At 62.6% G+C, this 26,629-nt stretch carries 28 protein-coding genes; 10 read left to right on the forward strand and 18 right to left on the reverse strand.

The features are described from left to right. Positions 1 to 64: 64 nt before the first annotated feature. From EN885_RS26250 to EN885_RS26260, 3 genes are all read left to right on the forward strand, one after another. Positions 65 to 958: a branched-chain amino acid aminotransferase gene (locus EN885_RS26250; protein WP_095488851.1), complete on the forward strand. Its 894-nt coding sequence runs from the start codon at positions 65 to 67 to the stop codon at positions 956 to 958. 145 nt (positions 959 to 1,103) lie between these two features. Then, positions 1,104 to 1,421 carry a hypothetical protein gene (locus EN885_RS26255; protein WP_095488852.1) on the forward strand — a complete coding sequence of 106 codons (318 nt, stop codon included), beginning with the start codon at positions 1,104 to 1,106 and terminating at the stop codon, positions 1,419 to 1,421. A 123-nt stretch (positions 1,422 to 1,544) separates the two neighbouring features. Then, positions 1,545 to 2,186 carry an MBL fold metallo-hydrolase gene (locus tag EN885_RS26260; protein WP_095488853.1) on the forward strand — a complete coding sequence of 214 codons (642 nt, stop codon included), beginning with the start codon at positions 1,545 to 1,547 and terminating at the stop codon, positions 2,184 to 2,186. A 222-nt stretch (positions 2,187 to 2,408) separates the two neighbouring features. Here EN885_RS26260 and EN885_RS26265 read toward each other — a convergent pair whose 3' ends face one another. The 3 genes from EN885_RS26265 to EN885_RS26275 all read right to left on the reverse strand — a co-directional run bounded on the left by EN885_RS26265 (position 2,409) and on the right by EN885_RS26275 (position 3,729). Beyond that, positions 2,409 to 2,831 (reverse strand): BA14K family protein, encoded by a 423-nt coding sequence (locus tag EN885_RS26265; protein WP_095488854.1) that lies wholly within the window; start codon positions 2,829 to 2,831, stop codon positions 2,409 to 2,411. A gap of 217 nt (positions 2,832 to 3,048) precedes the next feature. Then, a complete protein-coding gene (locus EN885_RS26270) occupies positions 3,049 to 3,261 on the reverse strand; it encodes a cold-shock protein (RefSeq protein WP_006202521.1) in 213 nt (70 codons plus the stop codon). A 255-nt stretch (positions 3,262 to 3,516) separates the two neighbouring features. Then, positions 3,517 to 3,729, reverse strand: a complete 213-nt coding sequence (locus EN885_RS26275; protein ID WP_023799871.1) for a cold-shock protein — start codon at positions 3,727 to 3,729, stop codon at positions 3,517 to 3,519. A gap of 526 nt (positions 3,730 to 4,255) precedes the next feature. On the opposite strand from EN885_RS26275, the gene EN885_RS26280 reads away from it, so the two are divergent. Further along, positions 4,256 to 4,660, forward strand: a complete 405-nt coding sequence (locus EN885_RS26280) for a Kazal-type serine protease inhibitor (protein ID WP_126105283.1) — start codon at positions 4,256 to 4,258, stop codon at positions 4,658 to 4,660. Positions 4,661 to 4,749: 89 nt separating this feature from the next. On the opposite strand, the gene EN885_RS26285 is transcribed toward EN885_RS26280, so the two are convergent. From EN885_RS26285 to EN885_RS26300, 5 genes are all read right to left on the reverse strand, one after another. After that, positions 4,750 to 6,303, reverse strand: coding sequence for an EAL domain-containing protein (locus tag EN885_RS26285; RefSeq protein ID WP_127294693.1), 1,554 nt, complete (start codon positions 6,301 to 6,303; stop codon positions 4,750 to 4,752). A 282-nt stretch (positions 6,304 to 6,585) separates the two neighbouring features. Next, a complete protein-coding gene (locus tag EN885_RS26290; RefSeq protein WP_126105285.1) occupies positions 6,586 to 6,810 on the reverse strand; it encodes a hypothetical protein in 225 nt (74 codons plus the stop codon). Between the two features lie 94 nt (positions 6,811 to 6,904). Beyond that, complete coding sequence (locus EN885_RS33680; RefSeq protein ID WP_164547135.1) at positions 6,905 to 7,042, reverse strand: hypothetical protein; 138 nt, start codon at positions 7,040 to 7,042, stop codon at positions 6,905 to 6,907. A gap of 49 nt (positions 7,043 to 7,091) precedes the next feature. Continuing rightward, on the reverse strand, positions 7,092 to 7,340 hold the full coding sequence (locus tag EN885_RS26295) for a hypothetical protein (protein WP_095488858.1): 249 nt from the start codon (positions 7,338 to 7,340) through the stop codon (positions 7,092 to 7,094). Then, the gene (locus tag EN885_RS26300) at positions 7,337 to 7,603 is read right to left on the reverse strand and encodes a hypothetical protein (RefSeq protein WP_126105286.1); all 267 of its coding nucleotides are present in this window, start codon (positions 7,601 to 7,603) and stop codon (positions 7,337 to 7,339) included. Before EN885_RS26300 ends, EN885_RS26295 begins: the two co-directional genes overlap by 4 nt. Positions 7,604 to 7,980: 377 nt before the next feature. Here EN885_RS26300 and EN885_RS26305 point away from each other — a divergent pair, with 377 nt between their 5' ends. The 3 genes from EN885_RS26305 to EN885_RS26315 all read left to right on the forward strand — a co-directional run bounded on the left by EN885_RS26305 (position 7,981) and on the right by EN885_RS26315 (position 10,259). Beyond that, positions 7,981 to 8,163: a hypothetical protein gene (locus EN885_RS26305; RefSeq protein ID WP_095488860.1), complete on the forward strand. Its 183-nt coding sequence runs from the start codon at positions 7,981 to 7,983 to the stop codon at positions 8,161 to 8,163. 36 nt (positions 8,164 to 8,199) lie between these two features. Next, positions 8,200 to 8,463 carry a DUF1488 domain-containing protein gene (locus EN885_RS26310; RefSeq protein WP_095488861.1) on the forward strand — a complete coding sequence of 88 codons (264 nt, stop codon included), beginning with the start codon at positions 8,200 to 8,202 and terminating at the stop codon, positions 8,461 to 8,463. 212 nt (positions 8,464 to 8,675) lie between these two features. After that, positions 8,676 to 10,259, forward strand: coding sequence for a sulfotransferase (locus EN885_RS26315; RefSeq protein ID WP_245461495.1), 1,584 nt, complete (start codon positions 8,676 to 8,678; stop codon positions 10,257 to 10,259). 12 nt (positions 10,260 to 10,271) lie between these two features. On the opposite strand, the gene EN885_RS26320 is transcribed toward EN885_RS26315, so the two are convergent. The 6 genes from EN885_RS26320 to EN885_RS26340 form a co-directional block, all read right to left on the reverse strand. Beyond that, a complete protein-coding gene (locus EN885_RS26320; RefSeq protein ID WP_095488863.1) occupies positions 10,272 to 10,625 on the reverse strand; it encodes a DUF1428 family protein in 354 nt (117 codons plus the stop codon). A 64-nt stretch (positions 10,626 to 10,689) separates the two neighbouring features. Beyond that, the gene (locus EN885_RS26325; protein ID WP_095488864.1) at positions 10,690 to 11,118 is read right to left on the reverse strand and encodes a glyoxalase/bleomycin resistance/extradiol dioxygenase family protein; all 429 of its coding nucleotides are present in this window, start codon (positions 11,116 to 11,118) and stop codon (positions 10,690 to 10,692) included. A 127-nt stretch (positions 11,119 to 11,245) separates the two neighbouring features. Next, positions 11,246 to 11,419, reverse strand: coding sequence for a hypothetical protein (locus EN885_RS33685; protein WP_164547136.1), 174 nt, complete (start codon positions 11,417 to 11,419; stop codon positions 11,246 to 11,248). A gap of 105 nt (positions 11,420 to 11,524) precedes the next feature. Further along, the gene (locus EN885_RS26330; RefSeq protein ID WP_128243240.1) at positions 11,525 to 13,054 is read right to left on the reverse strand and encodes an ABC-F family ATP-binding cassette domain-containing protein; all 1,530 of its coding nucleotides are present in this window, start codon (positions 13,052 to 13,054) and stop codon (positions 11,525 to 11,527) included. A 463-nt stretch (positions 13,055 to 13,517) separates the two neighbouring features. Then, on the reverse strand, positions 13,518 to 16,775 hold the full coding sequence (gene uvrB, locus EN885_RS26335; RefSeq protein WP_128243241.1) for an excinuclease ABC subunit UvrB: 3,258 nt from the start codon (positions 16,773 to 16,775) through the stop codon (positions 13,518 to 13,520). Between the two features lie 112 nt (positions 16,776 to 16,887). Next, positions 16,888 to 18,141 (reverse strand): hypothetical protein, encoded by a 1,254-nt coding sequence (locus tag EN885_RS26340; protein ID WP_128243242.1) that lies wholly within the window; start codon positions 18,139 to 18,141, stop codon positions 16,888 to 16,890. A 150-nt stretch (positions 18,142 to 18,291) separates the two neighbouring features. Here EN885_RS26340 and EN885_RS26345 point away from each other — a divergent pair, with 150 nt between their 5' ends. Both EN885_RS26345 and EN885_RS26350 read left to right on the forward strand, forming a co-directional pair. Then, positions 18,292 to 19,332: a CapA family protein gene (locus EN885_RS26345; protein WP_128243243.1), complete on the forward strand. Its 1,041-nt coding sequence runs from the start codon at positions 18,292 to 18,294 to the stop codon at positions 19,330 to 19,332. A 126-nt stretch (positions 19,333 to 19,458) separates the two neighbouring features. After that, positions 19,459 to 20,430 carry a DUF3137 domain-containing protein gene (locus tag EN885_RS26350; protein ID WP_128243244.1) on the forward strand — a complete coding sequence of 324 codons (972 nt, stop codon included), beginning with the start codon at positions 19,459 to 19,461 and terminating at the stop codon, positions 20,428 to 20,430. On the opposite strand, the gene EN885_RS26355 is transcribed toward EN885_RS26350, so the two are convergent. Then, positions 20,427 to 20,936: a hypothetical protein gene (locus EN885_RS26355; protein ID WP_126105295.1), complete on the reverse strand. Its 510-nt coding sequence runs from the start codon at positions 20,934 to 20,936 to the stop codon at positions 20,427 to 20,429. The two genes, EN885_RS26350 and EN885_RS26355, sit on opposite strands and share 4 nt — an antisense overlap. Positions 20,937 to 21,828: 892 nt before the next feature. On the opposite strand from EN885_RS26355, the gene EN885_RS26360 reads away from it, so the two are divergent. Next, a complete protein-coding gene (locus EN885_RS26360; protein WP_128243245.1) occupies positions 21,829 to 22,767 on the forward strand; it encodes a diacylglycerol kinase family protein in 939 nt (312 codons plus the stop codon). Between the two features lie 149 nt (positions 22,768 to 22,916). Here the strand turns inward: EN885_RS26360 and EN885_RS26365 are convergent, their stop codons facing one another. From EN885_RS26365 to EN885_RS26375, 3 genes are all read right to left on the reverse strand, one after another. Beyond that, a complete protein-coding gene (locus tag EN885_RS26365; RefSeq protein ID WP_095488872.1) occupies positions 22,917 to 24,128 on the reverse strand; it encodes a mandelate racemase/muconate lactonizing enzyme family protein in 1,212 nt (403 codons plus the stop codon). After that, complete coding sequence (locus EN885_RS26370) at positions 24,125 to 25,741, reverse strand: GMC family oxidoreductase N-terminal domain-containing protein (protein WP_128243300.1); 1,617 nt, start codon at positions 25,739 to 25,741, stop codon at positions 24,125 to 24,127. The genes EN885_RS26365 and EN885_RS26370 overlap by 4 nt, the downstream gene beginning before the upstream one ends. A 176-nt stretch (positions 25,742 to 25,917) precedes the next feature. Further along, positions 25,918 to 26,478, reverse strand: a complete 561-nt coding sequence (locus tag EN885_RS26375; RefSeq protein ID WP_206616850.1) for a GNAT family N-acetyltransferase — start codon at positions 26,476 to 26,478, stop codon at positions 25,918 to 25,920. Between the last annotated feature and the right edge of the window lie 151 nt (positions 26,479 to 26,629).

The following is a 26,629-nucleotide window of genomic DNA, read 5'->3' on the forward strand; positions in this document are numbered from 1 at the left end:
TGCGGCTGATAAGAAACGCGCAACGACACAACGATGTGCGGGCGGCCGCCCGCGGGAGGTTACCATGGCATCCGTTCCCTTTGACCAAATGGACGGCTTTATCTGGATGAACGGCGAGTTCGTCAAATGGGCCGACGCCAAGATCCACGTGTTGACCCATGGCCTGCACTACGCCAGCGCGGTGTTCGAGGGCGAGCGCGCCTATGGCGGCGAGATTTTCAAACTGACCGACCACAGCGAGCGCCTGCATGAATCGGCACGCCTGCTCGGCTTCAAGATTCCCTATTCGGTTGCCGAGATCGACGACGCCTGCCGCACGCTGTTGAAGAAGCAGGGCTTTCAGGATGCCTATGTCCGGCCGATCGCCTGGCGCGGCAGCGAACAAATGGGCGTTTCGGCGCAAAACAGCCGGATCAACTGCGCCATCGCCATCTGGCAGTGGCCGAGCTATTTCGATCCGGCACAGAAGCTGAAGGGCATCCGTCTCGATCTGGCCGAATGGCGCCGCCCCGATCCGCGCACTGCGCCGTCGAAATCGAAGGCTGCCGGCCTCTACATGATCTGCACCATGTCCAAGCATGCCGCCGAAGCCAAGGGCTATGCCGACGCCATGATGCTCGACTGGCGCGGCCAGGTTGCGGAAGCGACCGGCGCCAATATCTTCTTCGTCAAGGACGGCAAGATCCACACACCCACCCCCGACTGCTTCCTCGACGGCATCACCCGCCGTACAGTCATTGGTCTTGCCAAGGATCGCGGCTTTGAGGTGATCGAGCGCACCATTATGCCGGAAGAGCTCGAAGGCTTCCAGCAGTGCTTCCTCACCGGGACCGCGGCCGAGGTGACGCCCGTTTCAGAGATCGGTCAATACCGATTCGAGGTGGGTGAAATCGCCAAGACTCTGATGAACGACTATTCTGCGGCCGTTCAACCCAAGCATGCGATCGCCGCAGAATAACGAAAGTCACAGCTTTTTTAACAAGTAGGGGCAGTTTTCGGGCTGCCCCTTTTATTTAAGTACTTCTGCATTTGACTTTCGTCCAATTCGGCGTCTCATGATGGTGTCGGCCCGGGAGGCTGGCAGCTATGGAGGGACTGGTAACATGGACATGAACACGCTTCTTCCGATCATTATTCAGGTGATTACGGGTATCATCGGTGGTCAGGCGGTTGGCGCGGCGATCAAGACAGCGGCAATGGGTCAGCTTCCCAAAATTCTGGGCGGCGCCGTTGGCGGCGTCGGCGGCGCGGCGATCCTCGGCAGCCTGCTCGGCGGCGGTACGATCGATCCGGCTGCAGCCGCAGCGGCAACTAGCGGATTGGGCAGCGCGCTGAATCTGCAAAACATCGTCGGCGGTGCCGGTGGTGGCGCCATTCTGACGGCCATCATCGGCGCGGTCATGAATGCGATGAAGAAGTAAGCTTGGCGGTTTCGGGCTTTCGCATGGGCGGCTTCGGCCGCCCATTTCTTTTGTGTCCGTGCCAACGGTGGACGCCGTTTGCATGTGTCTCTACATCAGGGGCGACACAGCGAAAGGACGATCATGGGTCAGCTCAATGCCAGTATCGTGCCGGTCACGGCCTTCCAGCAAAACTGCACCATCCTCTTCGACATGGACGACAGACAAGGCGTCGTCGTCGATCCGGGCGGCGACATCGACAAGGTGCTGGCGGTGCTAAAGGATAACGCGATCAACGCCGGCGCGATCTGGATCACGCATGGTCATATCGACCATGCCGGCGGCGCCATGGAGCTGAAGGAGGCGCTCGGCGTCCAGATCATCGGCCCGCATGAGGCCGACCGTCCATTGCTTGCCAACCTCGAGAACCAGGCAAAACTCTACGGCATCACCGATCCGGTGCGCAATTGCATGCCCGACCGCTTTCTCAGCGAAGGCGATACCGTCTCGTTCGGCCAGCACGCGTTCGAGGTCTTTCATTGCCCGGGTCACGCGCCCGGCCATGTCGTCTACTACAATCGCGCTGCGAAGTTCGCCCATGTTGGCGACGTGCTGTTCCGTGGGTCTGTCGGGCGCACCGACCTGCCGGGCGGCGACCACGCCGCGCTGATCGCGTCGATCAAGGACAAGCTTTTGCCACTCGGCGACGACGTCGGCTTCATCTGCGGCCATGGTCCCGGCGGTCGCTTCGGTGAGGAGCGCCGGAGCAATCCATTCCTGATTTAAAGCGCGTCGCATCTGAGGCGCCTCATGCGATGCGCGTCAGGCCCTTGTCTTGCGCATGCCGACAACAAAAAAGCGCTGGCCATGCGGACAGCGCTTTTTTAGGGCTGGGGAGGCCTTAAAGCGCTTTGCGCTTTAAGGCCTTTGTCTTTGTGCATGTCGTTATCCCAAAACCGCTATGCACCCTGGGGTCAGGCCCGTGCGCATGCTTTTGGGCGACATGTATTAGTTGGCGGTGCAGAAATGCTGTTCGCCGTCATAGCCGGTGAACGTGCCGGTCCGGGAGTTGAACGAGCGATAGCGATCCGAACAATATTCATACCAGCCACGGGTCCATGGCTCGGCGTAACCATCATTATAGGCGACCCGCGGTTCCGCGTAGTAGCGGCGCACCGGGGCTGGCCGTGGATAACGCCCATAATCATCATAGCCGGGATCGTAATAGCTGGGCTGCGGGTTGTTGAGCGCACCAACGATCAGGGCGCCGGCCGCGAGGCCAAGGACGCCTGCCGCGATCGCGTCGCCATTGCCATTGCCACGATGGTGGTGCCGGTGGCGCCAGTCGCCGGCGCTGGCCGCGGGCAAGGTCGCGAGCGTGGTCGCGACAATCGCGGCGGACAGGATGGTGGTCTTGAAAATTCGGTTCATGTCGGTCTCCTTCGTGCCGGCCCGGATAATTTGGGGATGCGGTCCGGCTTATCGAAGACTAGTAGGCGACCGTGGCTGAACGGGGGCTGAACGAAATTGGCGGGCTGGGACCAGTCGACATTCATCGATCAGGCTTGGCGCGAGCCACAAATATCGCACGCTCAACAAGGAGCGGACTTGCCCTGCGGAATCCGTCCGATGCTGTCTCGATCCCGGCTCAGCCGATCGACAGGTTGACGGCTTTCGGACCCTTGCCGCGCTTGTCCGGCTCGGTGTCGAATGTTACCTTCTGCCCATCCTCAAGACCGGGAAGACCCGACGCCTGCACGGCCGAAATGTGGACGAAGACATCCTTCGCGCCATCATCCGGCGTGATGAAGCCGAAGCCTTTGGCATGATTGAAGAATTTGACGGTGCCGGTCTGCGGCATGGGAAGCTCCTTTGATCCCATCAAGTCCAGTCTCGGGCCGGCAAATGCCCGAGTGGAAATTTGTCGTTTATTTTAGCGTCATCGGCAAGAGAAAGTTTTGCGCGCATTGGCTTGCCCACCCGGGCACGAAAAAAGGCGCGACGAAAACCGCCGCGCCTTCGAAAACTCGGATCCGGCGCTGAAAGCCGGCACAAGGCCTGTGGAGACCTCAGGCACAGTCCCTGAGCACGTCCGAGCGGACGTGCGCGCGACGGTTCAGTCGGCGCGGAGATTGACCGCCTTCGGCCCCTTGCCCATCCGGTCCGGCTCGACATCGAAGGTGACCTTCTGGCCATCAACGAGCGTGCGCAGGCCCGAAGCCTCGATCGCGGAGATGTGGACGAACACGTCCTTGGCGCCGTCATCTGGCGTGATGAAGCCGAAGCCTTTGGTTGCGTTGAAGAACTTAACGGTGCCGGTCTGGGCCATTGGGGAAACTCCTTCACCCGTGTCAGTCTTGTGGTTTGCCCGCCGCCTGACGCCGTGGGCAAGTCCCGGTGGTTGCTTCGGCAGTCATGCATTGGCGCATGGTCAAAACCCCCCGCCGAAAAACGGGGCCGTCAGAGATTCACAGTATCGGGGAAAGGTCGTCCAAAACGTTCCGCTCTCCGGGTCGCAAATGCCCGAACACGAAATTTATCGCACGGAAAGGTGATCGTTGCAAGGTAGCGCCCGCGGGCCTCCCGACGGGCGCATTCCGACGCATGGCACCGATAGGCTGGGGTGCTCGTCCGGTCATCGGCCAGTGCCCGCCCACGCATGGTCCAGCGGGCTGAGAGCTTGCAAACAGGGGTTGCATTTGGCGGTGGAATGGCGAGGATCGGCTTGGAGTAGAGCGCGTTTTGCATTTTCTTGTGCATGTCGTTATCCCAAAACCGCTGCGCACCCTCGGATCAGGCCCGTGGGCATGCTTTGGGCGACATGCATTGGAGCGGGGCTTGAGGGAGGTATAGTCATGAAATTTCTTGCGGCAATCTTCTCGCGGCAGGGTTTTGCCATCCTGTTGCTGTCGGCAGTTCTTGCGGCCTGCACCGCGGTGGTGGTGGACGAAGGACCGGGGTACCGTCCGCCAAGGCCCGGGCCGCAATTCTGCACCAAGCAATATGATCCGGTCTGCGCCCGGCGTGGCGGCGACCGCCAGACCTTCGCCAATGCCTGCCTTGCCGAGCGAGCCGGGTATCGCATCATCCGCGACGGCCAGTGCCGTGACGGCGGTGGCGGTGGTGATGAGGAGCAGACATTCTGCACCCGCGAGTATGCCCCTGTCTGCGCACGCCGCCGTGGCGACCTGCGCACCTTCCCCAACGCATGCGAGGCCCGCGCCGCCGATTATCGCATCGTCGAAGACGGCCCCTGCTAAGGGCTGGTTTCCTCCCCGTCCGGCGACGGGGAGGGGCCCATCTATCAACTGGACATAGGCGGGCGAAGGGCAGCTGGCGCCACTTGCCTCTACGCCGACAGCCTCGCCTTGCGGCAATAGGCGATGAACTCGGCTGCGGGCATGGGTTTGGCAAACAGCCAGCCCTGACCATAGTCGACGTCGCGTTCCATCAGATAGTCGGCCTGTGCCTGCGTCTCCACGCCCTCGGCAATGATCTTCAGCTTCAGCGTCTTGGCCATGTCGATGATATGCGGCGTTACGGAACTGGTGGCGGAATCCGTGGCGATCGTGTCGATGAACGATTTGTCGATCTTCAGCGCATCGAGCGGCAGGCCTTCGAGGTGGGACAGGCTGGAATAGCCTGTGCCGAAGTCGTCGATTGCGACCGCGTGGCCAAGCTCGCGGGCGCGAATGACGGTCGAGCGCGCTGAATCGACGTCGACGAAACCGCGCTCCGTCGCCTCCAGCCAGATCTGCCGAGGCTGAATTCCGGTGTGCTGCAAGGCCTTTTCGATGACCGGAAGGACCCTTGCCGTTCTGACGTCGGCCGGGCTGAGATTGATCGCGATGTGGAGGGAAGGATTGGCGACAAGAAGCTTTTTCAGGTCCAAAACGACAAGGGCTATGACCTGATCGGTGATTGCCGCGATCAGGCCGCTCTCTTCTGCCAGCGGGATGAAAAGATCGGCCCGGACCAGCGAGCCGTCGGGCCGTCTCCAGCGAACCAGCGCTTCGGCCCCCACGCAATTGCCGGTCCTGAGCTCGACGATCGGCTGATAGTGGACGATGAATTCGTGCTTGCGAACGGCAATCTGCAATTCTCCCAGCGGCGACAGCCTCCGCCGCGACAACCAGGCAACCATGCCGATGATGAAGGCGGCAATGAAAACGCCGAGAGGAAGCAACAGCAATTGCCGGCTGCGTACGCTGTCCACGATCTGGCTTTCCGGTTCGGTGGCGACGGCGATCCAGTCCGTCCCGCGCGCCGTGGCAAACAGATGACCGTCATCCAGGCCTTTGCCCGGGGTGGCGATGATCTTGGCGATGCGGGCGGGATCAGGCCCGTTCAACGCGCTGAGCAGGACGCCGGTGTCGGTCGCGAGGGCAAGCTGAATGTCGGGATCGACGACAATGTCGACAAAGCGCAGAGGATCGACAAGGACATTATGGTGCTTGTAGTGCAGGGCCATCAGCGGATGGGCCTGGTCGGCCAGGGGCTGTATCCGGGCAGTGACGGCAACGCCGTCTGCGGTGGTGAAATCCGGTGCGGCTTGCGCAACGCGTCCTTCGGTCGAGCCCCAGGATGTGCATTTGAGCAGTCCGGTTTCGAAATAGCCCATCTCTTCGATCGAGCGGGTGTTGATGGTGAGCTGCCGCATGCGGGCAATGTGGCCCACCGAACAGCGGTCGCCGGTGAACCGGTCGATCTCACGCAATGCGTCGGTTGCATCCTTGAGCGATATGCTGGCCCTGGCGATCGCGCGGTTGGCGAACAGATCCAGCCGTTGATGTTCTTCTTGAACCGCCAGAACCCATGAAAAGTGGAACATCGCCGCGATAGGCACGATGGCGCCGAGCAAGGCCAACACCACCGCAGTCACGATGATGCGCGGCCTGTCCATGTGCGCCTCCCTGCCTTCGGCTGCGAGCGACGATTTCGTGCGCGGCCTGCCGGGCAGCCAACCGTGATCGGGCCCGGTTCCAGCGGACCTTATATGGCTTTTGACGTTACGTGATCTTTAATTGGATCCGCTAGAGCAATTCCAGGAAAAGGTGCGTGGCGGTTTTCCCGGGAAAAGCGCGTAGCGCTTTCCCTGGGGAATTGCGTAAGAACAAATACTTAGAGCGGTTCGGCGATTCTATCAAAAGCAGAACCGCTAGTGGCTGAATGAATGCAGTGTTGCTCATCCGTGCGCTGGATACGCTCCATCGGCCGGGCCGGCATAGAGCTCGCTGCCGTCTTCGTCGGAAATGCGCAGGCGGTCCGGGATCTGCGGCATCGCCAGCGAGCGGAACAGCTCGGTGGCGCCCTGCAGGGCGGCGCGCAGGTTCGGCGCCTCGAGTGATACCCTGTCGAGGATCGCTTCGTCGGCGTCGCGCGATCGATAGAACTCGACAACGAAGTTCAAGCACGCCTCCGTGTTGCGGCGACGCAGTCCTGCGGGTGCACCAAAGCCGCTCAGGTGCACAAGCATGGTGAGGCGCGCGCGGCGCTTCGGAGCGCTAGCCCTTGGACTTCGGCTTCAAACCGGCTTCCGCCTGCTTGACGGCCGAGCCGAAGGGCGAGGCCGGCTTTGCCGCCGCCTTGTCTTTCTTGGGCTTGCGTGTCTCGCGGTTGCTGCGCTGTTGACCCTTGGCCATTTCTTGGTCCTCGTGATTGATGAACGTGGTGGTGGCGGTCGACGAGGGCCTAGGCGCTCGGATTGTCGGCCACTTCGAGATTGTCTTCCGTGGTGACCCGCTCATGGGTCTCCTCGTCGCTGCGGATGCGGTATTGCGGCGAGCCGTCCTTGACCGGCAGCTTGCTCTTGATCTGGAACAGCTCCGCGGTCTTCTGGACAAGGCCGGTGCGGCTCTTCATGCGAACGGTCTGGCCGATTGCGAAAAGATGCGCGGGCGTATCGGTGCGCGGGCGCGCGTTCTGCTGGAAGCGGATCATGCGGCATTCTCCTGGTCGCGCCTCAGCGCGGTTTCGAGGTCGGCGAGGTCGATGGCGACCAATTGGCTGGTCTGGCTTTTCACCGTTCTCGCCGGCAGATGGATGAAGGTGGCGACACGGCGCCAGGCAAGCCATGACATGCCATCGATAAGCTCCTCATCGTGGTCGATGTCGTAGTCGCCGGCCGGCAACTTTCCCTCCAGGCCGCCAAGCATGAAGGGCGCCTCGAAATGCGCGATGGAATGGGTAGTTCGGCCAGACATTCTCGTGCCTCGAAGTCTCGTTCCTGGCGTGATTCCGATAAAGTAGTGCCCGCTTTGCGGCATCGGGACTTAAAGTATCGTGCGTCCCTGTATCGGCAATTTGGGTATCGGCGATCTGGAATGAGTTTGGCGGGTCGAGAACCTCTGACGCCGCGAGATGCCAAGCTTGGCCCAAAAAACGATCTCAATTCATTAATCCGAAATTGCGGTTTATTCAAGAAGATTCATGCCCGGTGCCGATCTTGCGGCGAAATTACTTTTCTAGTGATATTTGTAGAATGATGATACGGTCCAAACTCTTCACAAGAATTGTCTGAAATTGTGCTGGAAAATTTCATCCCGGTATTAATTTTTATTTATGTCTGAAAGGAAAATCCATGGTTTCCGTGAAAACGCCTGATGGCTCGACCGTAACAATCAAGCCGATCATCAAGCCCACAAAAGTCATATCCGCGCGGCTGACGATAAGAAGTGACGAGGCAGCAAGGCGCAGGATTGCCGACACCGACGGCACGGTGCGGCGGGCGCGTCAGCTCGCCGAAACCCACCGCCTGATCTGACATGGCCGGCTTTGCCACTAATCAAGGAGCTTGAGTGTGACGCTCAATTTTCCCAACCGCAGCCGCTCCTACGACGCGGCGGCCAAGCGCATTCGTTTCGTCGGCCATGACGGCATGTTCGAAGTGCCGTTCTTTGTGGAGATTGCAGCGCTTTCGGCGGCAACGGCCACGAGCGGAGCCGAAGCCGAGTATCTCAGCGCGTTCGATGCGGAGCGCTCGTCGATCCAGGATGTCGCGCGCGAAGCCTATTCGCATGGCCGCAGGAACATGTATGTATTGACCCGGGCCGATTTCCGGTAAGCTGGCCTGCGACCCCTTGAACCTGTCGCGCCGATGGCCTAGATCGCGGCAGGCGGACAAAACACGGCAGGTTTCCCATCAACAGAGATCCGAGAAGACCGGCAGGCGCGGGCGCCAATTTCGGCTCAGGCGGACAGCCGCCGCTGGGGCTCGACCAGCGTGTGCAGCAGGCGCTGCAATTGCATCAGGCGGGGCGCCGGCAGGAAGCCGAGATGCTCTACCGGCAGGTGCTGGCGCAAAAGGCCAACCACGCGGCGGCAGCGCATTTTCTAGGGCTTCTGCTGCACCAGACCGGTCGCAGCGCCGAAGGACTGGATCTCCTCGAACAGTCGGTGCGCCTGCAACCCAAGAATCCGGATTTCCTCAACAACCTCGGCACGGTGATGCGCGACCTCGGCCGAGTCAGTGCAGCCGTGGATTTCTTCCGTGGCGCGGTGGCGCTGCGCCCGGACCAGCTTGCGGCGCGCGACAATCTCGGCTCGTCGCTAAAGCAGATGGGACAGTTCGAGGGCGCAGAGGAGATCTATCGCGGCACCCTCGGTCGCAACCCGTTCCATGTTCGCGCCCGCATCGGGCTTGCCGAAACGCTGCAGGAGGCCGGGCGGCTCGATGAGGCGCTTGCCGTCTTTCGGGAAGCGCTGACGATCCGGCCTAAGGATGCCGACTTGCTGCACGGGCTGGGCGTCGGGCTGATGGAAAAGGGCAAGCTCGACGAAGCGACTGACTTGTTCCGCCAGGCGCTGACCGTCAATCCCGGCATGGCCCGGGCCTGGCTGATGCTGACGCAGGTCAAGCGCCAGAAGGAGCGCGACGCCGAGCTTGCCGGCATGGAGGCGCAGCATGCCAAGGCGCCGCAAGACAGCCTGGCGCGCATGCAGCTTGCCTTCGGCCTCGGCAAGGCCAATGACGACCTGAAAGATTACCCGCGCGCCTTTGATTATTTCGCCGAAGGTAATGCCATCCGCCGCAAGGGCATCGATTATGATCCGGTGAGGACGCGGGCCGAATTCGAGGCGATGAAATCGGTGTTCGATGCCAGCTTCTTCGAAAAGCATAAGCCAAGCGCAACCGCCGACGATGCGCCGATCTTCATCGTCGGCATGCCGCGTTCGGGCACGACGCTGGTCGAACAGATCATCGCCAGCCATCCCCAGGTCTATGGCGCCGGCGAGCTCAGTATTTTGAAGACGGTGGTCGGCAAGCAGTTTCCGTCAACCATGCCAGGTGGCTTTCCCTGGGGCGTATCCGATGTACCCGACACGGATTTTGCCGATGCCGGGCAGGCCTACCTCGATATGCTGCATGCCCGCTATCCGCATGTCCGCCATGTCACCGACAAAATGCCAGGCAACTTTCTGTTTATCGGCTTTATCCGTCTGATGCTGCCGAAGGCCAGGATCATCCATTGCGTGCGCGATGCGGCGGCGACCTGCCTGTCGATCTACAAGGTGCATTTCCGCGGCGACACTCACCGTTATGGCTACGATCTCGGCGAGCTCGCCGACTTCCACAATCTCTACACCGATATCATGGCGCATTGGCACGCCGTGCTGCCCGGTGTCGTGCACGATGTGCGCTATGAGGATTTCGTCGCCGACCAGGAAGGGCAGACGCGGGCGCTGATCGCTCATCTCGGCCTGCCGTGGGACGATAGAGTGCTGTCGTTCCACGAGACCGACCGTCCCGTGCGTACAGCCTCGGCGGCGCAAGTGCGCCAGCCGATGTACCAGGGCTCGGTCGATCTGTGGAAGCGCTACGGCGATCGGCTCAAGCCGCTGCTTGACCGGCTAGCGTAATGCGTTGCGGGCCTACAGCTCAATGAAGGGCTGAAAGCCGCCAAAGATCATGCGCTTGCTGTCGAAGGGCATCGCCGATAGCTCTCCGTTCAGGCGTGGGTCGGCCATTACCTTGGCCATCACCGCATCGCGGTTCTGCCGCGATTCATAGACGACCCATGAGAAGACGACGACCTCGTCGTCCTTGGCCTGCACGGCGCGCGGAAACGAGGTGACCTCGCCATAGGGCACGTCGTCGCCTATGCATTCGACATAGGCGAGCGCGCCATGCTCCTTCCAGACGGTGCCGCCGAGCTGCGCCATCTTCTTGTAGGCATCGAGATTTGCCTTCGGCACGGCGAGTACGAAGCCATCGACATAGGACATTGTGGTTCTCCTTGATTGTGGGATTTTCCTTCTCCCACAAGCAAGGGGAGAAGGAAGGAATGCGCTACGCTGCCTTCACCGGCGCGTTCATCGCCCACTCGACGCCGAAAGGATCAGTCAGCTGACCCCAGCGGTCGCCCCAGAACATCACCTGCAGCGGCGTACCGACCGTGCAGCCGGCGTCGACGGCGCGCTGCCACCAGGCGTCGATGTCGTCGCTGCCGAGATGCAGCTGCATTGTGAAGCCCTGCGGCTTCACCGCCGCCATTCCATGCTCGGGATAGAAATCGGAAATCATCAGCGTCGAACCGTTGATGTGGAGATGGATGTGCATCGTCCGGCCCTTCTCGTCCGGCGGGTAGAAGAAGACCTGCTCGGCGCCGAAGGCCTTCTGATAGAATTCTGAAGCCTTGAAGGCGCCGTCCAGCTGAAGGTAGGGCGTCAATCCACCGAGGACTTTCGCGGCAGGCTGGGTCTGGGGCTGATCGTTCATGTCTTGCTCCTCTTTGGTTAGGCGTTGCGAACCACAGGACGAATGCGGCAGCGGCGATCCTACATGGCCGACGCGCTTTTTTGGTGCCGACCGTGCGACGGCCGGCTCTTGTCAAGGAGCCCTCTTGTCAAGGCGCCAGGCCAATCCGCGGGCTGTTCTGTGCGTCGATGACGATCTCCGGCCAGCCGATGTCCTTGCGCAGTTCGATCGGCAACGAAAGGATGGCACGCTCGCTGCGGTAGCGGGCGCGCGCCGCTGAGTAACGGGTCGCTATGCGACCTACGGATGACAGAATGGACATGATGCTCTCTCCTCGATTGGCGCCGGCATCACCGTGTCGGCATCCCAAGGACGGGGCGCGCGGCGATGATCCGACAGACCGCTGGAATTTTTTTGCCGCAAGGCTTCAACCGCCCGTCTCGGCGACCTCCCGGAAGAAATCCTCCGGGCTGTCGACCTCGGCCAGCCGCCGCTTCTCTATCAGCCAGAAGCGGTTGCCGATCGCCCTGATGAAGGAGCGGTCGTGCGAGGCAAGCAGGCAGCTTGCCTGATGGGCGAGCAGTTCCGTTTCCAGCGCTTCCTGGCCGTCGATGTCGAGATGGTTGGTCGGCTCGTCGAGCAGGTAGAAGTTGGGATTGGCGAGCCTCAGCGCCAGCATCATCAGCCGCGCCTTCTGTCCGCCCGACAGCACGCCGATCCCGCGCTCCTGCATGTCGATGCCGACGCCTGCGCCCGCCAGCAGAGAGCGGGCGCGCTGCTCGCCGACATCGAATCTGCGCGAGAGCATCGCCAGCGGCGTGTCGTCGCCGCTGATGCCCGACAGCGCCTGGTCGCTGTAGCCGAGCACCGTCGACGGCGTCACTTTCACGCCTTGCACTGCCGTCTCCGGCTCGACGATGGCGTTCCTGATCAGGCTGATCAGCCGCGACTTGCCGACACCGTTGCGGCCGAGCAGGACGATGCGGTCGCCTTGGCAGATATGGCGCTTGCCGGTCCTGAACAGCAGCGTGCCGTCAGGCGTCTCGACCGCCACGTCGTCCAGCGTGATCAGCACCTTGGCATGGGTGCCGCGATTGCCGAGCTTTATCGCGCCGGCGGATTTCTCGCGGTGCGCCGGTGCTGCGACCTCCTCGAGGCGCTGGGCGCGCTGGTTGAGCTGCTTGGTCTTGACCGTCAGCAGATCGCTGCCCGAATTGATGCCGATGTTGTTGAGCTTGGCCGCCTGCCGGCGCAATTGCTGCGCCATCTTCATGTCGCGCTGGAACTTGCGTTCCGTCGAGGCGTCGACTTCGCTCAAAGTGTCGCGCGCCCGGGAATAGGGCAGCGCAAACACCGGCGACTGCTCAGGGCGCAGGAACAGCGTGCGGTTGGTCGTGGCGTCGAGGAAGGCGCGGTCGTGGCTGGCAATCACCACCGGCACCTCACGCGGCAGCGCGTTCAGCCAGGTTTCGAGCTGGCTGATCTTGGCGAGGTCGAGATGGTTGGTCGGCTCGTCGAGAAGCAGGACGTCCGGATCGGTGACCCAGACTCGGGCGATCAGCGCCAGCCTTTGCCAGCCGCCGCTCAGCGCCCGCATCGGCCGCTCGCGCATCGGCTCAGGCACGTCGAGGGAGTCGAGCACCACATCGACGCGCCATAGCTCGCTTTCGGCCTGCTCGGCCGGCAAGGCGTCGGCCACCACCTGCTGAAAGCCGCACTCGGCCAGTGCTGTGGGAACGGCTTGCTCGACATAGCCGACCCGGAGGCCGCGGGTGCGGGTGATGTCGCCTGATGTCGGCTCCATTTCGCCAGTCAGGCACTTCAGCAAGGTAGATTTGCCGCGGCCGTTGGCGGCGACGATGCCGAGCCGATCGCCGGTGCCGATGGTGAGATCGAGATTGGAGAAGAGCGGCGCACTCATGGTGACGCCGAGGGATTTGAGGCTGATCAGGGCCATGTGGATTTCTCTGGTCTGCCCGGAATAAAGGTCCGGTTCGATGCACTTTAACGGTGCGCAGGCTGGCCATCAGAACAGGCGTTGCGGCACCACGAAGGGCAGACCAAGAAAATCGAAGCGGGAGAACCCGGACCGTCTCTGGTCAGCCCTGCAAGCAAGCTCGCAGGGCAGCGACAGGGCCGCGCTGACGGTGGTGGTCGAAAGACACGCAGCCCTCCTTTCAAGACGTTCGAGTGTGCGGAGCGATTACACCAAAGGCGGGGCTGGTGGCAAGCGGACTGATTCAAGCGATGACAGTGGAGTCCTTCCCTTCTCCCCTTGTGGGAGAAGGTGGCCTCGCAAAGCGAGGTCGGATGAGGGGTGTTCCAGGGAACGCAAACGTCTCACTCCGCTGGAACACCCCTCAACCGTCTCGGCGCTGCGCGCCGATCCACCTTCTCCCACAGGGGGAGAAGGGAAGGCGCTACTTTCCCGGCCGCCCTGTCTTGCCCGGCCGGCGTTTTTCGCGGCGGGCGTCGGCGGGGTCTTCGTAGGAACCGATGCCAGCGCGCTGGCGAACGATCGGCTTGGCGGAATCGCCCCCCACTTGGGGGGAGATCGGTTGTGGCTTGGCCGGCACTTTTCCCTCGACCGGCTTTTCGGTGCGGCGCACTGTCATCTCGTCCAGCGAGTTCTTCTTGAACAGCGGCTTGGTCGGTTCACCCGGTATACCGAAATCCGAGCCGTGCGCCTCTTGTGCCGACTGTTTCTTGAACAGCGAACGCGACACCGCGCCTGACGGCGTCGGCATGTCGGTGCCAGGCCCCATATCGTCCAGCGACGGCTTGGCAAACAGCGGCTTCTTCACCGGCACGGCGCCGTCGGCGCCCATCTCGTCAAGATGAGGCCTGCGGAAGAGATTGGGCCGGGCAGCCTTGGCCGCCTCTTCGGCGGCACGTGCCGCGTCCAGTTTGCGGAAACGCTCTTGTTCCTCTGATGTACGATGTTTGGCCACGCCCTTGTTGTGCTTGCCCTTCTCGCGGCCCGAAACCGGGCTTTCCATGTCGGCATATTTGGCCAGCGGATCGTCGGAGATGGACAGCTCCATCTCGCGCAGTCGCTTGATCTCGTCGCGGATGCGGGCCGCCTTCTCGAAGTCGAGATTGGCGGCGGCGTCGCGCATCTGCTTGTCCATCGCGTCGAGATGGGCTTTCAGGTTGTTGCCCATCATCGCGCCGGCGCTGTCGGTGAACTGCGAGATGTCGGCGCGGACATGATCCTTCTCGTAGACCGAGTCCAGGATGTCGGAGATGCGCGACTTGACCGATTCCGGGGTGATGCCGTTGGCCGCGTTCCACTCCATCTGCTTTTCGCGACGGCGGTTGGTTTCCGCCATCGCCCGCTCCATCGAGCCGGTGACCTGGTCGGCGTAGAGGATGACCTTGCCGTCGACGTTTCTGGCGGCGCGGCCGATGGTCTGGATCAGCGAGGTTTCCGAGCGCAGGAAGCCCTCCTTGTCGGCATCGAGAATGGCGACGAAACCACATTCCGGGATGTCGAGGCCTTCGCGCAAAAGGTTGATGCCGACCAGCACGTCGAAGGCGCCGAGGCGCAAGTCGCGCAGGATCTCGATGCGCTCCAGCGTGTCGATGTCGGAGTGCATGTAGCGAACGCGGATGCCCTGCTCGTGCAGATATTCGGTGAGGTCCTCGGCCATGCGCTTGGTCAGCACTGTGACCAGCGTGCGGTAGCCGGCTTTTGTCGTGTCGCGGATTTCGCCGACGACGTCGTCGACCTGGGTCTTGGCCGGACGCACCTCGACCGGCGGATCGATCAGGCCGGTCGGGCGGATGACCTGCTCGGCGAAGACGCCACCGGACTGCTCCATTTCCCAGCCGCCGGGCGTCGCCGAAACCGCGACGGAGAGCGGGCGCATGGCGTCCCACTCCTCAAAGCGCAGCGGCCGGTTGTCCATGCAGGACGGCAGACGGAAGCCGTATTCGGCCAGCGTCGCCTTGCGGCGAAAGTCGCCGCGATACATGCCGCCGATCTGCGGCACGGTGACATGGCTTTCGTCGATGAAGACCAGCGCATTGTCAGGAATGTATTCGAACAGGGTCGGCGGCGGATCGCCCGGCTGGCGGCCGGTGAGATAGCGCGAATAGTTCTCGATGCCGGCGCAGGAGCCGGTGGCTTCCAGCATCTCCAGATCGAAGCGGCAGCGCTGCTCCAGCCGCTGCGCCTCGAGCAAGCGACCGGACCGTTCGAGTTCGACCAGCCGGTGCTTGAGCTCTTCCTTGATCGACTTGATGGCCTGATTGAGGGTCGGGCGCGGCGTGACATAGTGCGAATTGGCGTAGATCTTGACGCTCTTCAATTCGCCGGTCTTCTGGCCGGTCAGCGGGTCGAACTCAGTGATCGCCTCGATCTCGTCGCCGAACAGCGAAATGCGCCATGCGCGATCCTCAAGGTGAGCCGGAAAAATCTCGATCGTGTCACCGCGCACGCGGAACGAGCCGCGGACGAAGTTGATATCCTGGCGCTTGTATTGCTGGGCGACGAGATCGGCGAGCAGCGCGCGTTGGTCGAGCCGGTCGCCGATCTGCATCTGGAAAGTCATCGCCGTGTAGGTCTCGACCGAGCCGATACCGTAGATGCAGGACACCGAGGCGACGATGATGACGTCGTCGCGCTCCAGCAGCGAGCGCGTCGCCGAGTGGCGCATGCGGTCGATCTGTTCGTTGATCGACGATTCCTTCTCGATGAAGGTATCCGTCCGGGGCACATAGGCTTCCGGTTGGTAGTAGTCGTAGTAGGAGACGAAATACTCGACAGCGTTTTCCGGGAAGAATTTCTTGAACTCGGAATAGAGCTGTGCGGCCAGCGTCTTGTTGGGGGCGAGGATCAGAGCAGGACGCTGCGTCTCCTCGATCACCTTGGCCATGGTGAAGGTTTTTCCCGAGCCGGTGACGCCGAGCAGCACCTGGGTGCGGTCATTGTCGTTGACGCCTTCGACAAGATCCTTGATCGCCGTCGGCTGGTCGCCGGCCGGCTCGAAATCCGACACCATCTTGATGGCGATGCCGCCTTCGGATTTTTCGGGCCGGGCCGGGCGGTGCGGTGTCCACAGCACGCCGTCCTTGTGCAGCGGGTTGCCGGATTCGATCAGCGCCGACAGCGCGGCGACAGTGGCGGTGACACCGCCGGAGGCCATCGTCTCGGCTTCCTCCAAGGAAACATCGAGGCCGGCGACCGGATTGAGGCCGGCCGCGGTGCGCTCCCTGGCCGAAGCCGCGCCGCCCATTGAGGTGCCTCGCGCCGTGCGGCCGGGGGAGGAGGAGCGCTCGGGGATTTTTTTCGCCTTGGCGCCTTCCCTCCCCCTTGAGGGGAGGGTGGCGGCGGAGCCGCCGGGTGGGGTCGGTGCGTCCGGGCTCGGCGGTCCCTTGTGCTGAGCACTTCCTTTGCCGACCCCCTCTGTCGCCTTCGGCGACATCTCCCCCTCAAGGGGGGAGATTTGGCGCCCTTCCCTCTCGGCTTCCTGCTCTATCTGCTCGGCCCAATCGGCGATCGAGCCGGTCAGCGGCGTGCCTGAGAATTCGGCCTGCGGCGCCTCGGCGAAGCCGCCCTTGTGCAATGGCTCCGATGCATCGAGGAAATCGGTCAGCGGGCTGCGCCGCTTGGGCGGCGAAGCGCGATCATCACGCGCCGGCGGCGGCGTCTTTTTGTCAGGAAGTTTGGCCATGCCCCGAATATGGGAGGTATCGGCCGAAATGGAAAGAGCGGAGTGACGAGGGGCGCGGGACGAACTTAAGCTGCTGACACAAGGGTGTCAGGAGCGATGTTGAAACACGCCCTCAGTTAAACCACAGCGCAAACGTCAAAAACCCGGCGCCGCCGAACTGGCGCTGGATCTGGTCGAACTCCTCGCTGGTGAGGATCTTCCCGCTTTCGAGATAGGGTGCGATCGCCGGGCCGGTGATCGACAGCACCAGATCGAAGGGCTTCGGCTCGTCGAAGAAGCGCTTCATGTTGATGCCTTTGTCGGCGATGCGGAAATGCGGCAGCAAGGTGCGACCTTCGAGCAGATCCTCGGCCATATCAAGCGCGGCGTGCCAGGCTTGGACCTGCTCCTCGCCGACCTCCAGGCCGGTGAGCGGGCTGGCACCTTTCTGTTGCGGGCCGGGCAGCCATTCACGGTCGTTGTCGGTCTCGGCGCGGATCGCCTTCCAGTCCTCGCGCGACAGCCGGATCATCTCCATGAGATGGCGGCGTGCCGCCTGCCGGCGCTCCGGCTCGACCACCGGCCAGTTAACCAGATGCACCAACGAGATGAAATCGGCCAAGCGCCATTCGGACGATAACATGCTTCCGCCCATGCCGCTGTCCGGCGGAACGAGCGTGTCCTGCAGCGGCAGCTTGGCGCGTGGGAATAGCATGTGGAAGGAGCCGTCGAACATGGTCCTGAAGTCATGCGCCAGCCAGAAGTCCGCCTGCGCCATCAGGAACTCGGCATAGCCCTGCAGCCAGTAGCCGTCGGCGCGGTCGAAGCGGAAGGTGAGGGCAGGTGCGGCCGCGTCTGGCGCACCGCCGCCGCGTGACAGAGACGCCATGATCGCGGCGGCACTTTCGTTCGGCGCGATCTGGCCGTCCTCGTTGAGATCGATGCCGAGACGCGTGAGGTCGACCTCCATGCCGATATCGGCACCGGCAGGCACGGACCCAAGTGTGGCGGCGGATTTCTGCAGCCGGTCGCGGAAGGCGACCAGGATGGCGCGGAAGTCATCGTAGGTCAGCGGTTCGGGATTGGGATTGTCCGGCACCGGCAGCCGCATCAGCGGCAGCATGAACGATTGCGGGCTCTCGAAACCGTGGCGATGCAGGCCGCCGGCCAGGATCTCCAGCGCGGTGAAGAATTGGCCGGCGCCGGCGGCGTAAGCCGACGCGGGATCACCGGGCGCGGCGGCTTCGAGTGCGGTAAGCGTGCTGTTGCGGTCCGCTACGGTTTTTGCCTCGAACAGGGCGGCCGGTTCGGGGGATGCGGCATCAGCGGAAGCAACCGGCAGCAGCAGAATAAGGGCGAATGCCAGCAGGCTCGAAAATCGCGTCATCTTGGTCCTCCAGGGCTTCATGCCGACCATACATGCATTTCGCGTGTCGCGCCTGTCGCAGGCGCCTCGCCCATATGAATCCGAACGGAAGCGCTTCGCTATATCGGGCTCATCGTCTACCGTGGCCGTTCATTCCGGTGCAGGCTGCGCGTGTCGAACTATCCGCTTTCCTACAAATTGTCTTGGCTGCCACGTTTCCTGAAGCCGACGCTTAGTGGCGACGGCGATGGTTTTGCGCCAGCGGCAGGAACGATGATCGAGCCGCCACCGGCGCGAACGGTGCGGCTCGCCTTTGTCGGTGATATCTCGGCGGTGGCCAATCGAACAGCGCCGCAATGCGACCCGGCTATCAAGGCGCTGCTCGCCTCCGCTGACCTTGTGGTCGGCAATTGCGAAAGCCCGGTGGTGGAGCGACCGAGCGCGGCGATGGGCACGAAGCTTGGCACCCATCATGCCATGACCGAGCGGTTTCTCGCCGAGGCGCTGGCGGCCGCCGGCATCTCGCATGAGAAGCTGGTTTTGTCGCTCGCCAACAATCATGTGCTCGACCAGGGCGTCGAGGGTTTCGACAAGACCGTGGCGGCGCTGAATCGTCTCGGCATCCGCAGCATCGGCACCGCCGTCGCCGGTCCGGTCGAGCGCCTTGCGGTCGGGCCGCTGACAATAGGCTTTGCCGCTTTCACGCTGTGGCGTAATGCCGGCGCGGCTGCGTTCGCGGGCCGTGTGTCAATGCAAGGCGACCCGGCACAATGGCCACGCGGCAGCGATGTTGACCTCGCCTGCGCGGTGCCACATTGGGATTGGGAGTTCCGGCACTTTCCCCAGGCCGCAACGCGGGCACTGGCACAGCATTTGGCCGCGCAAGGCGTCGGGCTGATAGCCGGCCACCATGCCCACGTCTTGCAGCCGGTGGAGCGGATCGGCAAGGCGCTCGTCGCCTATGGGCTCGGCGATTTTCTTGGCACCGCCTTTGCGCGCCAGCCCTGGCCCGGCCGCATCGGGGGCATCCTGACCGTGGATATCAGCGCTGATGCTGACACGCGTGGCGCCATTGTCGCCTACCGGCTGCACCCCTTCATGCGGCTGCGCGCCGGCGACCATGAGCGGCTGGTTCCGGTCGAGGCGCTGGAGGGTGCATTAAGGCAAAAGGTTTTGGCGCGTCTGGATACGGTTTTTGGTAACGGGAATTGATGGCTGTGTTGACTGGTGGCTCAGACAAATCGTGCGGGCTCACCATCCCACCGCTGTAGTCGCGCGACTTTCGGCAAAATCAGCTATTGTCCGAGCTGGGTGATCGGTCTTTCGACGGGGATGGCGATGGAAGCAGCGGATTTCATGCCTGACGAAACTGACATCGCCGGCATCAAAAGGAATCTCGAGGCCTATGAGGCCAGGCGGGCTTCTGCCTACCGGCAGGTCCGCTGGCGGGTGCCGTTGTTCGTCGGCCTGGTGCTGGTGTTCGTGGCGCTTATGGCTTGGCTCTTCAATATGGTCGCCGATCCCTACGAGCGATGGTTCTCGACGCCGCATGTGCTGCTCTATGTCGTCGGGTTCGTGGCGGCGATCCTGCTCTATTTCCAGGCGGTCAAGCCGACGAGCACGTTGCAGCAATCGTTCCGCAAGACACTGCTGCCGATCATCTTCGGTTTCATCAGGGATATGCGCTACGAGCATGACGTGACACCGAATTCGTTCGATCGGCTGCCGCGCGAGACGATCGGCACGTTCAACAGCAAGCGCTTCGACGACGTCATATCCGGCCGCTACGAGGGATTTCCGTTCGAGCTTTACGAAGCGGATCTCCGGCAAGGCACGGGCAAGAGCGGAACGATAGCATTCAAGGGGGTCGTCGTCGCCTTCGAGACCGTCGTGCCGTTTCCCGGCATATTGGTGGCGGCGCGGCGGACTAATATGGCCGTCGGTTTCTTCCGCGGCATGTTCGCCAGCAAGATGCGAGAATTGTCATGCGGCATGCCCGAGCTTGATGCCGCCTATGATTTCCGCACCGACAATGTCGAGGCGGCGCAGCCGCTGGTAAGCGGCCGGCTGGCGCAGGCACTGACATGGCTCAGCGAGACATGGCCTGATGATCCGGCGCGGGTCGCGCTCAATGGCAGCGACGGTTTTCTGCTGTTGCCGCAGACCAAGGACTTCTTCGAGCTGCCTGATATTTCGGTGCCGCTCGACTACGCCAAGCATGTCGCGCCGATGATATCAGACATGGGGGCGATGCTGGCGACGGCGGCGCTGGTGCGCAAGATCGGCGCAAGGGACGAGGCGGCGGGTTAGCCGCTGGGCATCTTGGCCGCCAGCCAGTCAGCCGACCGCTTTGCTAAGCCGATCGTTGCGGATGCGGCGCGGCCGAGGTCGGTCTTGACCACGGCGTAGCCGGTCTTCGTGCGATAGAGCACGGCGCGACCGCCATCGACCGCCGCTTCGTAGGCAACCGGCCTGGCAGCCTCCGTTTCCATCGCCGTTGCCTGCGCCCCGACCGCAACGCTGGGGCGACGGCTCAATTCTGAGGGGAGCGGGTCGGTGGCGTTCTGCGTTGCCGTCGTCAACTCAGGCGTGGAGGCCGTCGTGGCAAGCTGTGACGACGGCGTCTGCGTCGTGCGGCAGATGCCGGAGACGAGCGGATAGTTGAAATTACGCTGGTGCAGCATCTGGCTTTTCATGGCCGCTTCGCAATCGGCGATGGTCGACCACTTGGCCGGCGTCTCACCGATATATTCGCAAAGCTTGGCGTCGCAGTCGCAACCGACGATGGTCATCGCGACAAGCGCGGTCTTGATCACGGTTTTATGCCTTTTGAGTTGCTCTGCCAAATATCACTGGGATCGTTCGCGTGGCCGAAAAGGACACGCGACGCTGAAAGCTCATCAATCGCTGTGGATCAAGGCGGGATTTGGCCGCGATTGTGGAATGAGCGTGACGGGCGCCACGCAATTTTTCACGGTCGCCGACTGTGGCCGAAAGGTCTCACCAATCGTAGACGTGTTCGAACCTGACGGCTGGTTCAAGTGAAGCAGACGGTCGGATAGCGACAGGAGTCCAGAGACAGTCGGCGCCGGGATTTCTCCCAGCGCCTCCCTGTCAGATCAGGACACGGTCGCGGCAGCAACTTCCGTAAAGACGTCGCGCCATGCCGGCCTTGATGTTGACGGTCCTGCCAGCCACTGCCCGAGGGCAGCGTCCGTTCGGGACCTCGCCAGTCTCTACCCTTGCGAGCTTCGTCCAGCGCGCCATCGAAGGTTTTTGCCGTCCTTCATGGCAGCATCGGTCCGCCGTAGGCGTTCGCACGCTTTCCGCGGCCCCGTAGGTCTCGGCATCCCTCCTCAAAACAGGCAAGCCTGCTTTCATTCGGGGCCGTACGGGCCTCAGGAAATCCGCCGTTTCGCCTTGCCTTTCGACTTGGCGATCGGTAGCCGCCTGAGATGGGTTTAATATACGGGGGATAAGCGTTCGGCGAAACAGCGACGAGCCTGTGAATAGCGGGATTATCGGGGACTGAGCTCGGCGGCGCAGCGTTTTTTTGGACGAGATGCAGGGGGGCCGGACACGCCCTGATCTGCGGCGAGCAGCATGATCAGACATTCGGCCCTTGCTCCACAGAGCGGCGCGGGCTTCAATGCCGGCAAAGGGCTTTTAGGACAGCAGTGTCGTTGCTGGCCTTTGGGGAGGACGTTCTTGAAGGTCGGGGTGGTTCTCAATCCGATTGCCGGCGGCGGCTGGCTCAAACGGCATTGGCCCGAGGTCAATGCTTCGCTCAAGAGACATTTCGGCGATTTCGAGCTGCGCGAAACACAGGCGACCGGCGACGCTGAACGGCTGGCGCTCGTCCTTGCCGTCAGCGGCTTCGACCTGGTGATCGCGGCGGGCGGCGACGGCACCGCCAGCGAAGTGGCCGACGGGCTGTTGCAGGCGTTCGCAGAAAGCGGCCGGACGGCCGAGCTCGGCCTGCTGCCTTGCGGCGCCGGCATCGATTTCGCCCGCGGGCTCGGCCTGCCTGCTGAGGTCGACCTGACGCTGAAGCGTATCGCCCAGGCCAAAGCTCGCAAGGTCGATGCGGGCCGCATCTCCTATGTCGACGATCATGGCGCGCTGGCCAGCCGCCATTTCATCAACATCGCCAGCCTCGGTCTTTCGGGCGCCACCGACCGCGCGGTCAACGCCGACAAGCGCAAGGGCAGGGTGTCGGCCAAGGCGCTGTTCTACTGGCGCACCGTGTGGGAATTCATGCGCTACCGGTTTCAAGACGTTGTGATCACCGTCGACGACGGCGTCCCGGTCGAGGCGCGGGTGGCGCTGGTGGCGGTGGCCAACGGAAGATTCTTCGGCGGCGGCATGATGATCGCGCCGGATGCCGAAATGGACGATGGACTATTCGACATCGTCATCCTGCGCGCGGCGGGCAAGCTGAAACTGATCTGGGACATCCGGCTGCTCTATGGCGGGCGGCATCGCGACCATCCGGCAATCACCATTTTGCGCGGCAAGAAAGTGGTTGTCGAACCGCTCGGCGATGTGCAAAAGAACGCCGCGCTGGTCGACATAGACGGTGAATCGCCGGGGCGCATACCGGCGACCTTCGAGATCCTGCCCGGCGCGCTAACGCTCAGATATTGAATCAACGTGTTGAGAGACTGATTCAAGTCCTCTCGGGCGTGATTCCGGCGATCCGGCCAACATGCTGGAATTGCGTGGCAATTACCTGATGGCAGAACTCGATCTTAGCCGGAAACCCGGCGTGCGATGAAGGCATAGCTCTCGCGCGATCACGGCATCAACGGCGTCTGCATCATCTGCAAATGCAGGTCCGTGCCGGTCCAGGGATGCGCCTCGCAGACGGCCTCGTCGAGCTCGACGCCAAGGCCTGGCTCCTTCGACGGAATGACGTTGCCGTCCTGCCATTCGATCTTCTTCTTCAGCAGCTTTTCGTGAAAACCGTCCCACTGCTTCAGCGACTCCAGGATGAGGAAGTTGGGCAAGGTCACGGCAAGCTGGATGTTGGCTGCACCGACGATCGGCCCGCAATAGCAGTGCGGCGCGATTTGGATGTGATAGGCCTCGGCCATGGCGGCGATCTTCTTGGTTTCGAGAATGCCGCCGGAGCGGCCGAGATCCGGCTGCAAAATGCTCGCGGCGCGGTTCTCGATGACACGGGCAAATTCGAACTTGGTCGTCAGCCGCTCGCCGGTGGCGATCGGGATCGACGTGCCGCGCGCCACCTGCGCCATCACTTCTGGCATATCGGGCGGCACCGGCTCCTCGAACCACAGGGGGTCGTAGGGCTCGATGGCGCGGGCCATGCGCAGCGCGCCCGATGCGGTGAACTGGCCGTGCGTGCCAAACAGGATGTCGGCCCTTGTGCCGACCGCCTTACGGATCGCTTTGACCATGCGGGCGGAGAGATCGATGTCGACGAGGCGCGGCTGATGACCGTCAAAGGCGGTGTAGGGGCCAGCCGGGTCGAGCTTGACGGCATTGAAGCCCTGCTCGACATATTCGAGCGCGCATTCGGCCGCCAGGTCGGGATCGTTGTAGACGTTCTTGCCGCGCGCATCCTCCGAATGGACGCTGCCGGTGTGCGGGTAGAGATAGGTGTAGGAACGCAGCGTCTCGTGCACCTGCCCGCCGAGCAGCTTGTAGACCGGCTTGCCGGCTTCCTTGCCGATAATGTCCCAGCAGGCCATTTCAAGCGCCGAGAAACAGCCCATGGCGGAAACGTCCGGACGCTGGGTGAAGCCGGAGGAATAGGCACGGCGGAAAAAGTTCTCGATGTCATGCGGATCGCGGCCGACGAGATAGCGCTCGGCCATATCCTCGACCATCCTGGCGGTGACATGCGCGGAGAAAGTGGCGTTGTAGGCCTCGCCATAGCCGACGACGCCGCCGTCGGTGGTGAGCTTGACGAAGATGAAATACTTGCCGCCGATGCCGGGCGGCGGATTGCCGACGACCCAGGTTTTGACGTCGGTGATTTTCATTTTTGATCCTCCAGAACCAGTTCGGCGCCCTTCCATCCGGTCATGATCGAGGCGGCGTTGGTGTTGCCGGTGATGTTATCGGGAAAGATCGAGGCGTCGACGACGCGCAAGCCGGCGAGGCCGTGAACCCGCAGGCGCGGGTCGACGACGGCGCGGGCAGCGTCCGGCCCCATGCGGCAGGTCGAGACCGGGTGGTAGACGGTGCCGGAGCGCTTCCTGAAATCCTGAATGAGATCCGCGTCGGAGGTGATTGACGGGCCCGGCAACACCTCTTCCTCGATGATGTCGGCCATCGCCGGCATCGAGGCGATCTTCCTCACGAACTTCACTGCCGCCAGCATTTCGGCCACGTCCGCCTCGGTCGAATAGGCGTTGGCGACGATCTTCGGATAGTCACGCGGATTGCTGGAGCGGATCATGATCTCGCCACGGCTCGACGGTCGGCAGTTGGACAGGCCGATGGAAAAGCCCGGCCACCGGTCGGGCGTCAGGATAGGGCGCTCACCGCTCTTCGGGATGACGGTCGAGAACGCCTGGAAGTAGAGCTGCATGTTGGGCCGTGCCGCCGCCGGGTCGGTGCGGAAGAAGCCGCCGGCATTGTTCATCGACAGCGACAGCGGGCCGGAGCGCATGAGGATGTATTGCATGCCGACCATGAGCTTGCCCCACCAAGGGCGCAGGATCTGGTTGAGCGTCGGCAGCCTGCCCTTGAAGGTGTAGTTGATGCCGACATGGTCCTGCAGGTTCGCCCCGACATTCTCATTGGCATGGACGACGGGAATGCCGACAGCACCGAGCAGGGCCGACGGGCCGACCCCGGAAAGCTGCAGCAATTGAGGCGAGTTGATCGAGCCACCCGACAGGATGACCTCGCGGCCGGCGCGGGCGGTCTTCGTTTCACCGTTCTGCAGGTACTCGATACCAACGGCGCGCTTGCCCTCGAATAGGATTTTGGTCGCCAGCGCATTCATCTCGATGCGGACATTTTTTCGCTTCATCGCCGGGCGTAGGAAGGCACGAGCGGCCGACATGCGGCGGCCGTTTTTGGTGGTGATCTGATAAATGCCGACGCCTTCCTGTGACGCGCCGTTGAAATCCGGGTTGAACGGCAGGCCGGCTTGGCTGGCAGCCGCGAGGTAGCGCTTGGTCAGCGGATGGACAGCCTTAGAGCAATCGGTGATGTGCAACGGACCGCCGACACCCCGCCACTGGTTGGCGCCGGCCTGATTGTCCTCGAGCGCCTTGAAGGCAGGCAGCAGGTCGTCGAAGCCCCAGCCGGGATTGCCGGCCGCCGCCCAAGCGTCGAAATCCTCGCGCGCGCCCCGGATCCAGACCATGGCGTTGATCGAGCTCGAACCGCCGAGCAGCCTGCCGCGCGGCCAGTGGTCGACATTGCCGGCGAGGCCCGGGTCCGGCTCGGCCTTGTAGTTCCAGTTGACGGCCGGGTCGAAGAAGGTCTTCCCGTAGCCGAGCGGCATCTGCACGTAGAAGCGCCGGTCGGTGCCGCCGGCCTCGAGCACCAGAACCGAGAAGCGGCCCGAGGCCGATAGTCTTTCGGCCAGAACCGAGCCGGCCGAGCCGGAGCCGACGACGATGAAATCATAGGTCTGCATGATGGATGCGGCCGGCTCCGAATTTTTGCTCAACCTAGACGCCGCAAGCCGCCGCGATCACCGGAGCTTCCGGCATCGCTTGTGAAAAAAGCGACCGGCACATCGTTTGCCTTCGGGGTCCTGGTCGAAGTCGCCTTTGCCTTGTGGACAAGCGGTCCAAGCATCACACGCCATCATCAAGCATTTTGCTTGAGATCATAACGCATGATCGGGCGGGCTGGCACCCTGTGGGCGACGACCCTGAACCCGGCGCGAGCGAAGGTGGAGGCGTATCCACAGCCGGAGGCGCTGGGCGATACATCGGCATCAAAAGGATAGGCTTCGAGCGCAGGGGCATTCGCACGCCTTGCAGCTTCCAGCGCCGCTGCGATCAGGTGTGACGTGACGCCATGCCGACGGTACCTTTTTCGCACGTAGAGGCAGGACAAGGACCAGACCGGCGCATCATCCACACGCTTCAGCTGCCACAGCCGATCGAGCCAGGGCACGGCATCTCGCGGTGTCACCTGGCACCAGCCGACGGCAGTATCGCCGTCGAAAGCAAGTATGCCTGGGGAGGGACCATTCTCGACGGCTTGCTGGAACGCGGCCCTGTTTTCCTCACCTGGTCGCTTTCGATAAGAACTGCCGATACGCCCGTACATACACCAACAGCGACTGCAGGCGGCACTCTCACCGAACAGGTCTTCGAGCGCGGGCCATAGATCTGATGTCAGAGGGTGAAAGGTAAGCTTCATGTCAGGTGCTTCACGATGAAACCACAGGTCTGCATGATGGACGCGGGCGGCTTCGGAATTCAGGCTCTACCATAGACGGCGCACGCCTCTGGCGTCACTGAGGCTTCCGGCTTCCCTTGTGAAAAAGGTGACTGGCCCTCAAGTCCTGTTG

The sequence above is a fragment of the Mesorhizobium sp. M6A.T.Cr.TU.014.01.1.1 genome (genome assembly GCF_004022765.1).
GTDB lineage: Bacteria > Pseudomonadota > Alphaproteobacteria > Rhizobiales > Rhizobiaceae > Mesorhizobium > Mesorhizobium mediterraneum.

Bases quoted from the DNA above. Each gene is read 5' to 3' on its own strand.
- EN885_RS26295 (WP_095488858.1), bottom strand. From the start codon at position 7,340: ATGATCCGCTTCCAGCAGAACGCGCGCCCGCGCACCGATACGCCCGCG.
- EN885_RS26325 (WP_095488864.1), bottom strand. From the start codon at position 11,118: ATGAACGATCAGCCCCAGACCCAGCCTGCCGCGAAAGTCCTCGGTGGA.
- EN885_RS26250 (WP_095488851.1), top strand. From the start codon at position 65: ATGGCATCCGTTCCCTTTGACCAAATGGACGGCTTTATCTGGATGAAC.
- EN885_RS26305 (WP_095488860.1), top strand. From the start codon at position 7,981: ATGGTTTCCGTGAAAACGCCTGATGGCTCGACCGTAACAATCAAGCCG.
- EN885_RS26300 (WP_126105286.1), bottom strand. From the start codon at position 7,603: ATGTCTGGCCGAACTACCCATTCCATCGCGCATTTCGAGGCGCCCTTC.
- EN885_RS26285 (WP_127294693.1), bottom strand. From the start codon at position 6,303: ATGGACAGGCCGCGCATCATCGTGACTGCGGTGGTGTTGGCCTTGCTC.
- EN885_RS26365 (WP_095488872.1), bottom strand. From the start codon at position 24,128: ATGAAAATCACCGACGTCAAAACCTGGGTCGTCGGCAATCCGCCGCCC.
- EN885_RS26315 (WP_245461495.1), top strand. From the start codon at position 8,676: ATGCTCTACCGGCAGGTGCTGGCGCAAAAGGCCAACCACGCGGCGGCA.
- EN885_RS26375 (WP_206616850.1), bottom strand. From the start codon at position 26,478: ATGAAGCTTACCTTTCACCCTCTGACATCAGATCTATGGCCCGCGCTC.
- EN885_RS26370 (WP_128243300.1), bottom strand. From the start codon at position 25,741: ATGCAGACCTATGATTTCATCGTCGTCGGCTCCGGCTCGGCCGGCTCG.
- EN885_RS26340 (WP_128243242.1), bottom strand. From the start codon at position 18,141: ATGACGCGATTTTCGAGCCTGCTGGCATTCGCCCTTATTCTGCTGCTG.
- EN885_RS33685 (WP_164547136.1), bottom strand. From the start codon at position 11,419: ATGTCCATTCTGTCATCCGTAGGTCGCATAGCGACCCGTTACTCAGCG.
- EN885_RS26260 (WP_095488853.1), top strand. From the start codon at position 1,545: ATGGGTCAGCTCAATGCCAGTATCGTGCCGGTCACGGCCTTCCAGCAA.
- EN885_RS26320 (WP_095488863.1), bottom strand. From the start codon at position 10,625: ATGTCCTATGTCGATGGCTTCGTACTCGCCGTGCCGAAGGCAAATCTC.
- EN885_RS26330 (WP_128243240.1), bottom strand. From the start codon at position 13,054: ATGGCCCTGATCAGCCTCAAATCCCTCGGCGTCACCATGAGTGCGCCG.
- EN885_RS26270 (WP_006202521.1), bottom strand. From the start codon at position 3,261: ATGCCGCAGACCGGCACCGTCAAATTCTTCAATCATGCCAAAGGCTTC.
- EN885_RS26265 (WP_095488854.1), bottom strand. From the start codon at position 2,831: ATGAACCGAATTTTCAAGACCACCATCCTGTCCGCCGCGATTGTCGCG.
- EN885_RS26275 (WP_023799871.1), bottom strand. From the start codon at position 3,729: ATGGCCCAGACCGGCACCGTTAAGTTCTTCAACGCAACCAAAGGCTTC.
- EN885_RS26350 (WP_128243244.1), top strand. From the start codon at position 19,459: ATGGAAGCAGCGGATTTCATGCCTGACGAAACTGACATCGCCGGCATC.
- EN885_RS26255 (WP_095488852.1), top strand. From the start codon at position 1,104: ATGGACATGAACACGCTTCTTCCGATCATTATTCAGGTGATTACGGGT.
- uvrB (WP_128243241.1), bottom strand. From the start codon at position 16,775: ATGGCCAAACTTCCTGACAAAAAGACGCCGCCGCCGGCGCGTGATGAT.
- EN885_RS33680 (WP_164547135.1), bottom strand. From the start codon at position 7,042: ATGGCCAAGGGTCAACAGCGCAGCAACCGCGAGACACGCAAGCCCAAG.
- EN885_RS26280 (WP_126105283.1), top strand. From the start codon at position 4,256: ATGAAATTTCTTGCGGCAATCTTCTCGCGGCAGGGTTTTGCCATCCTG.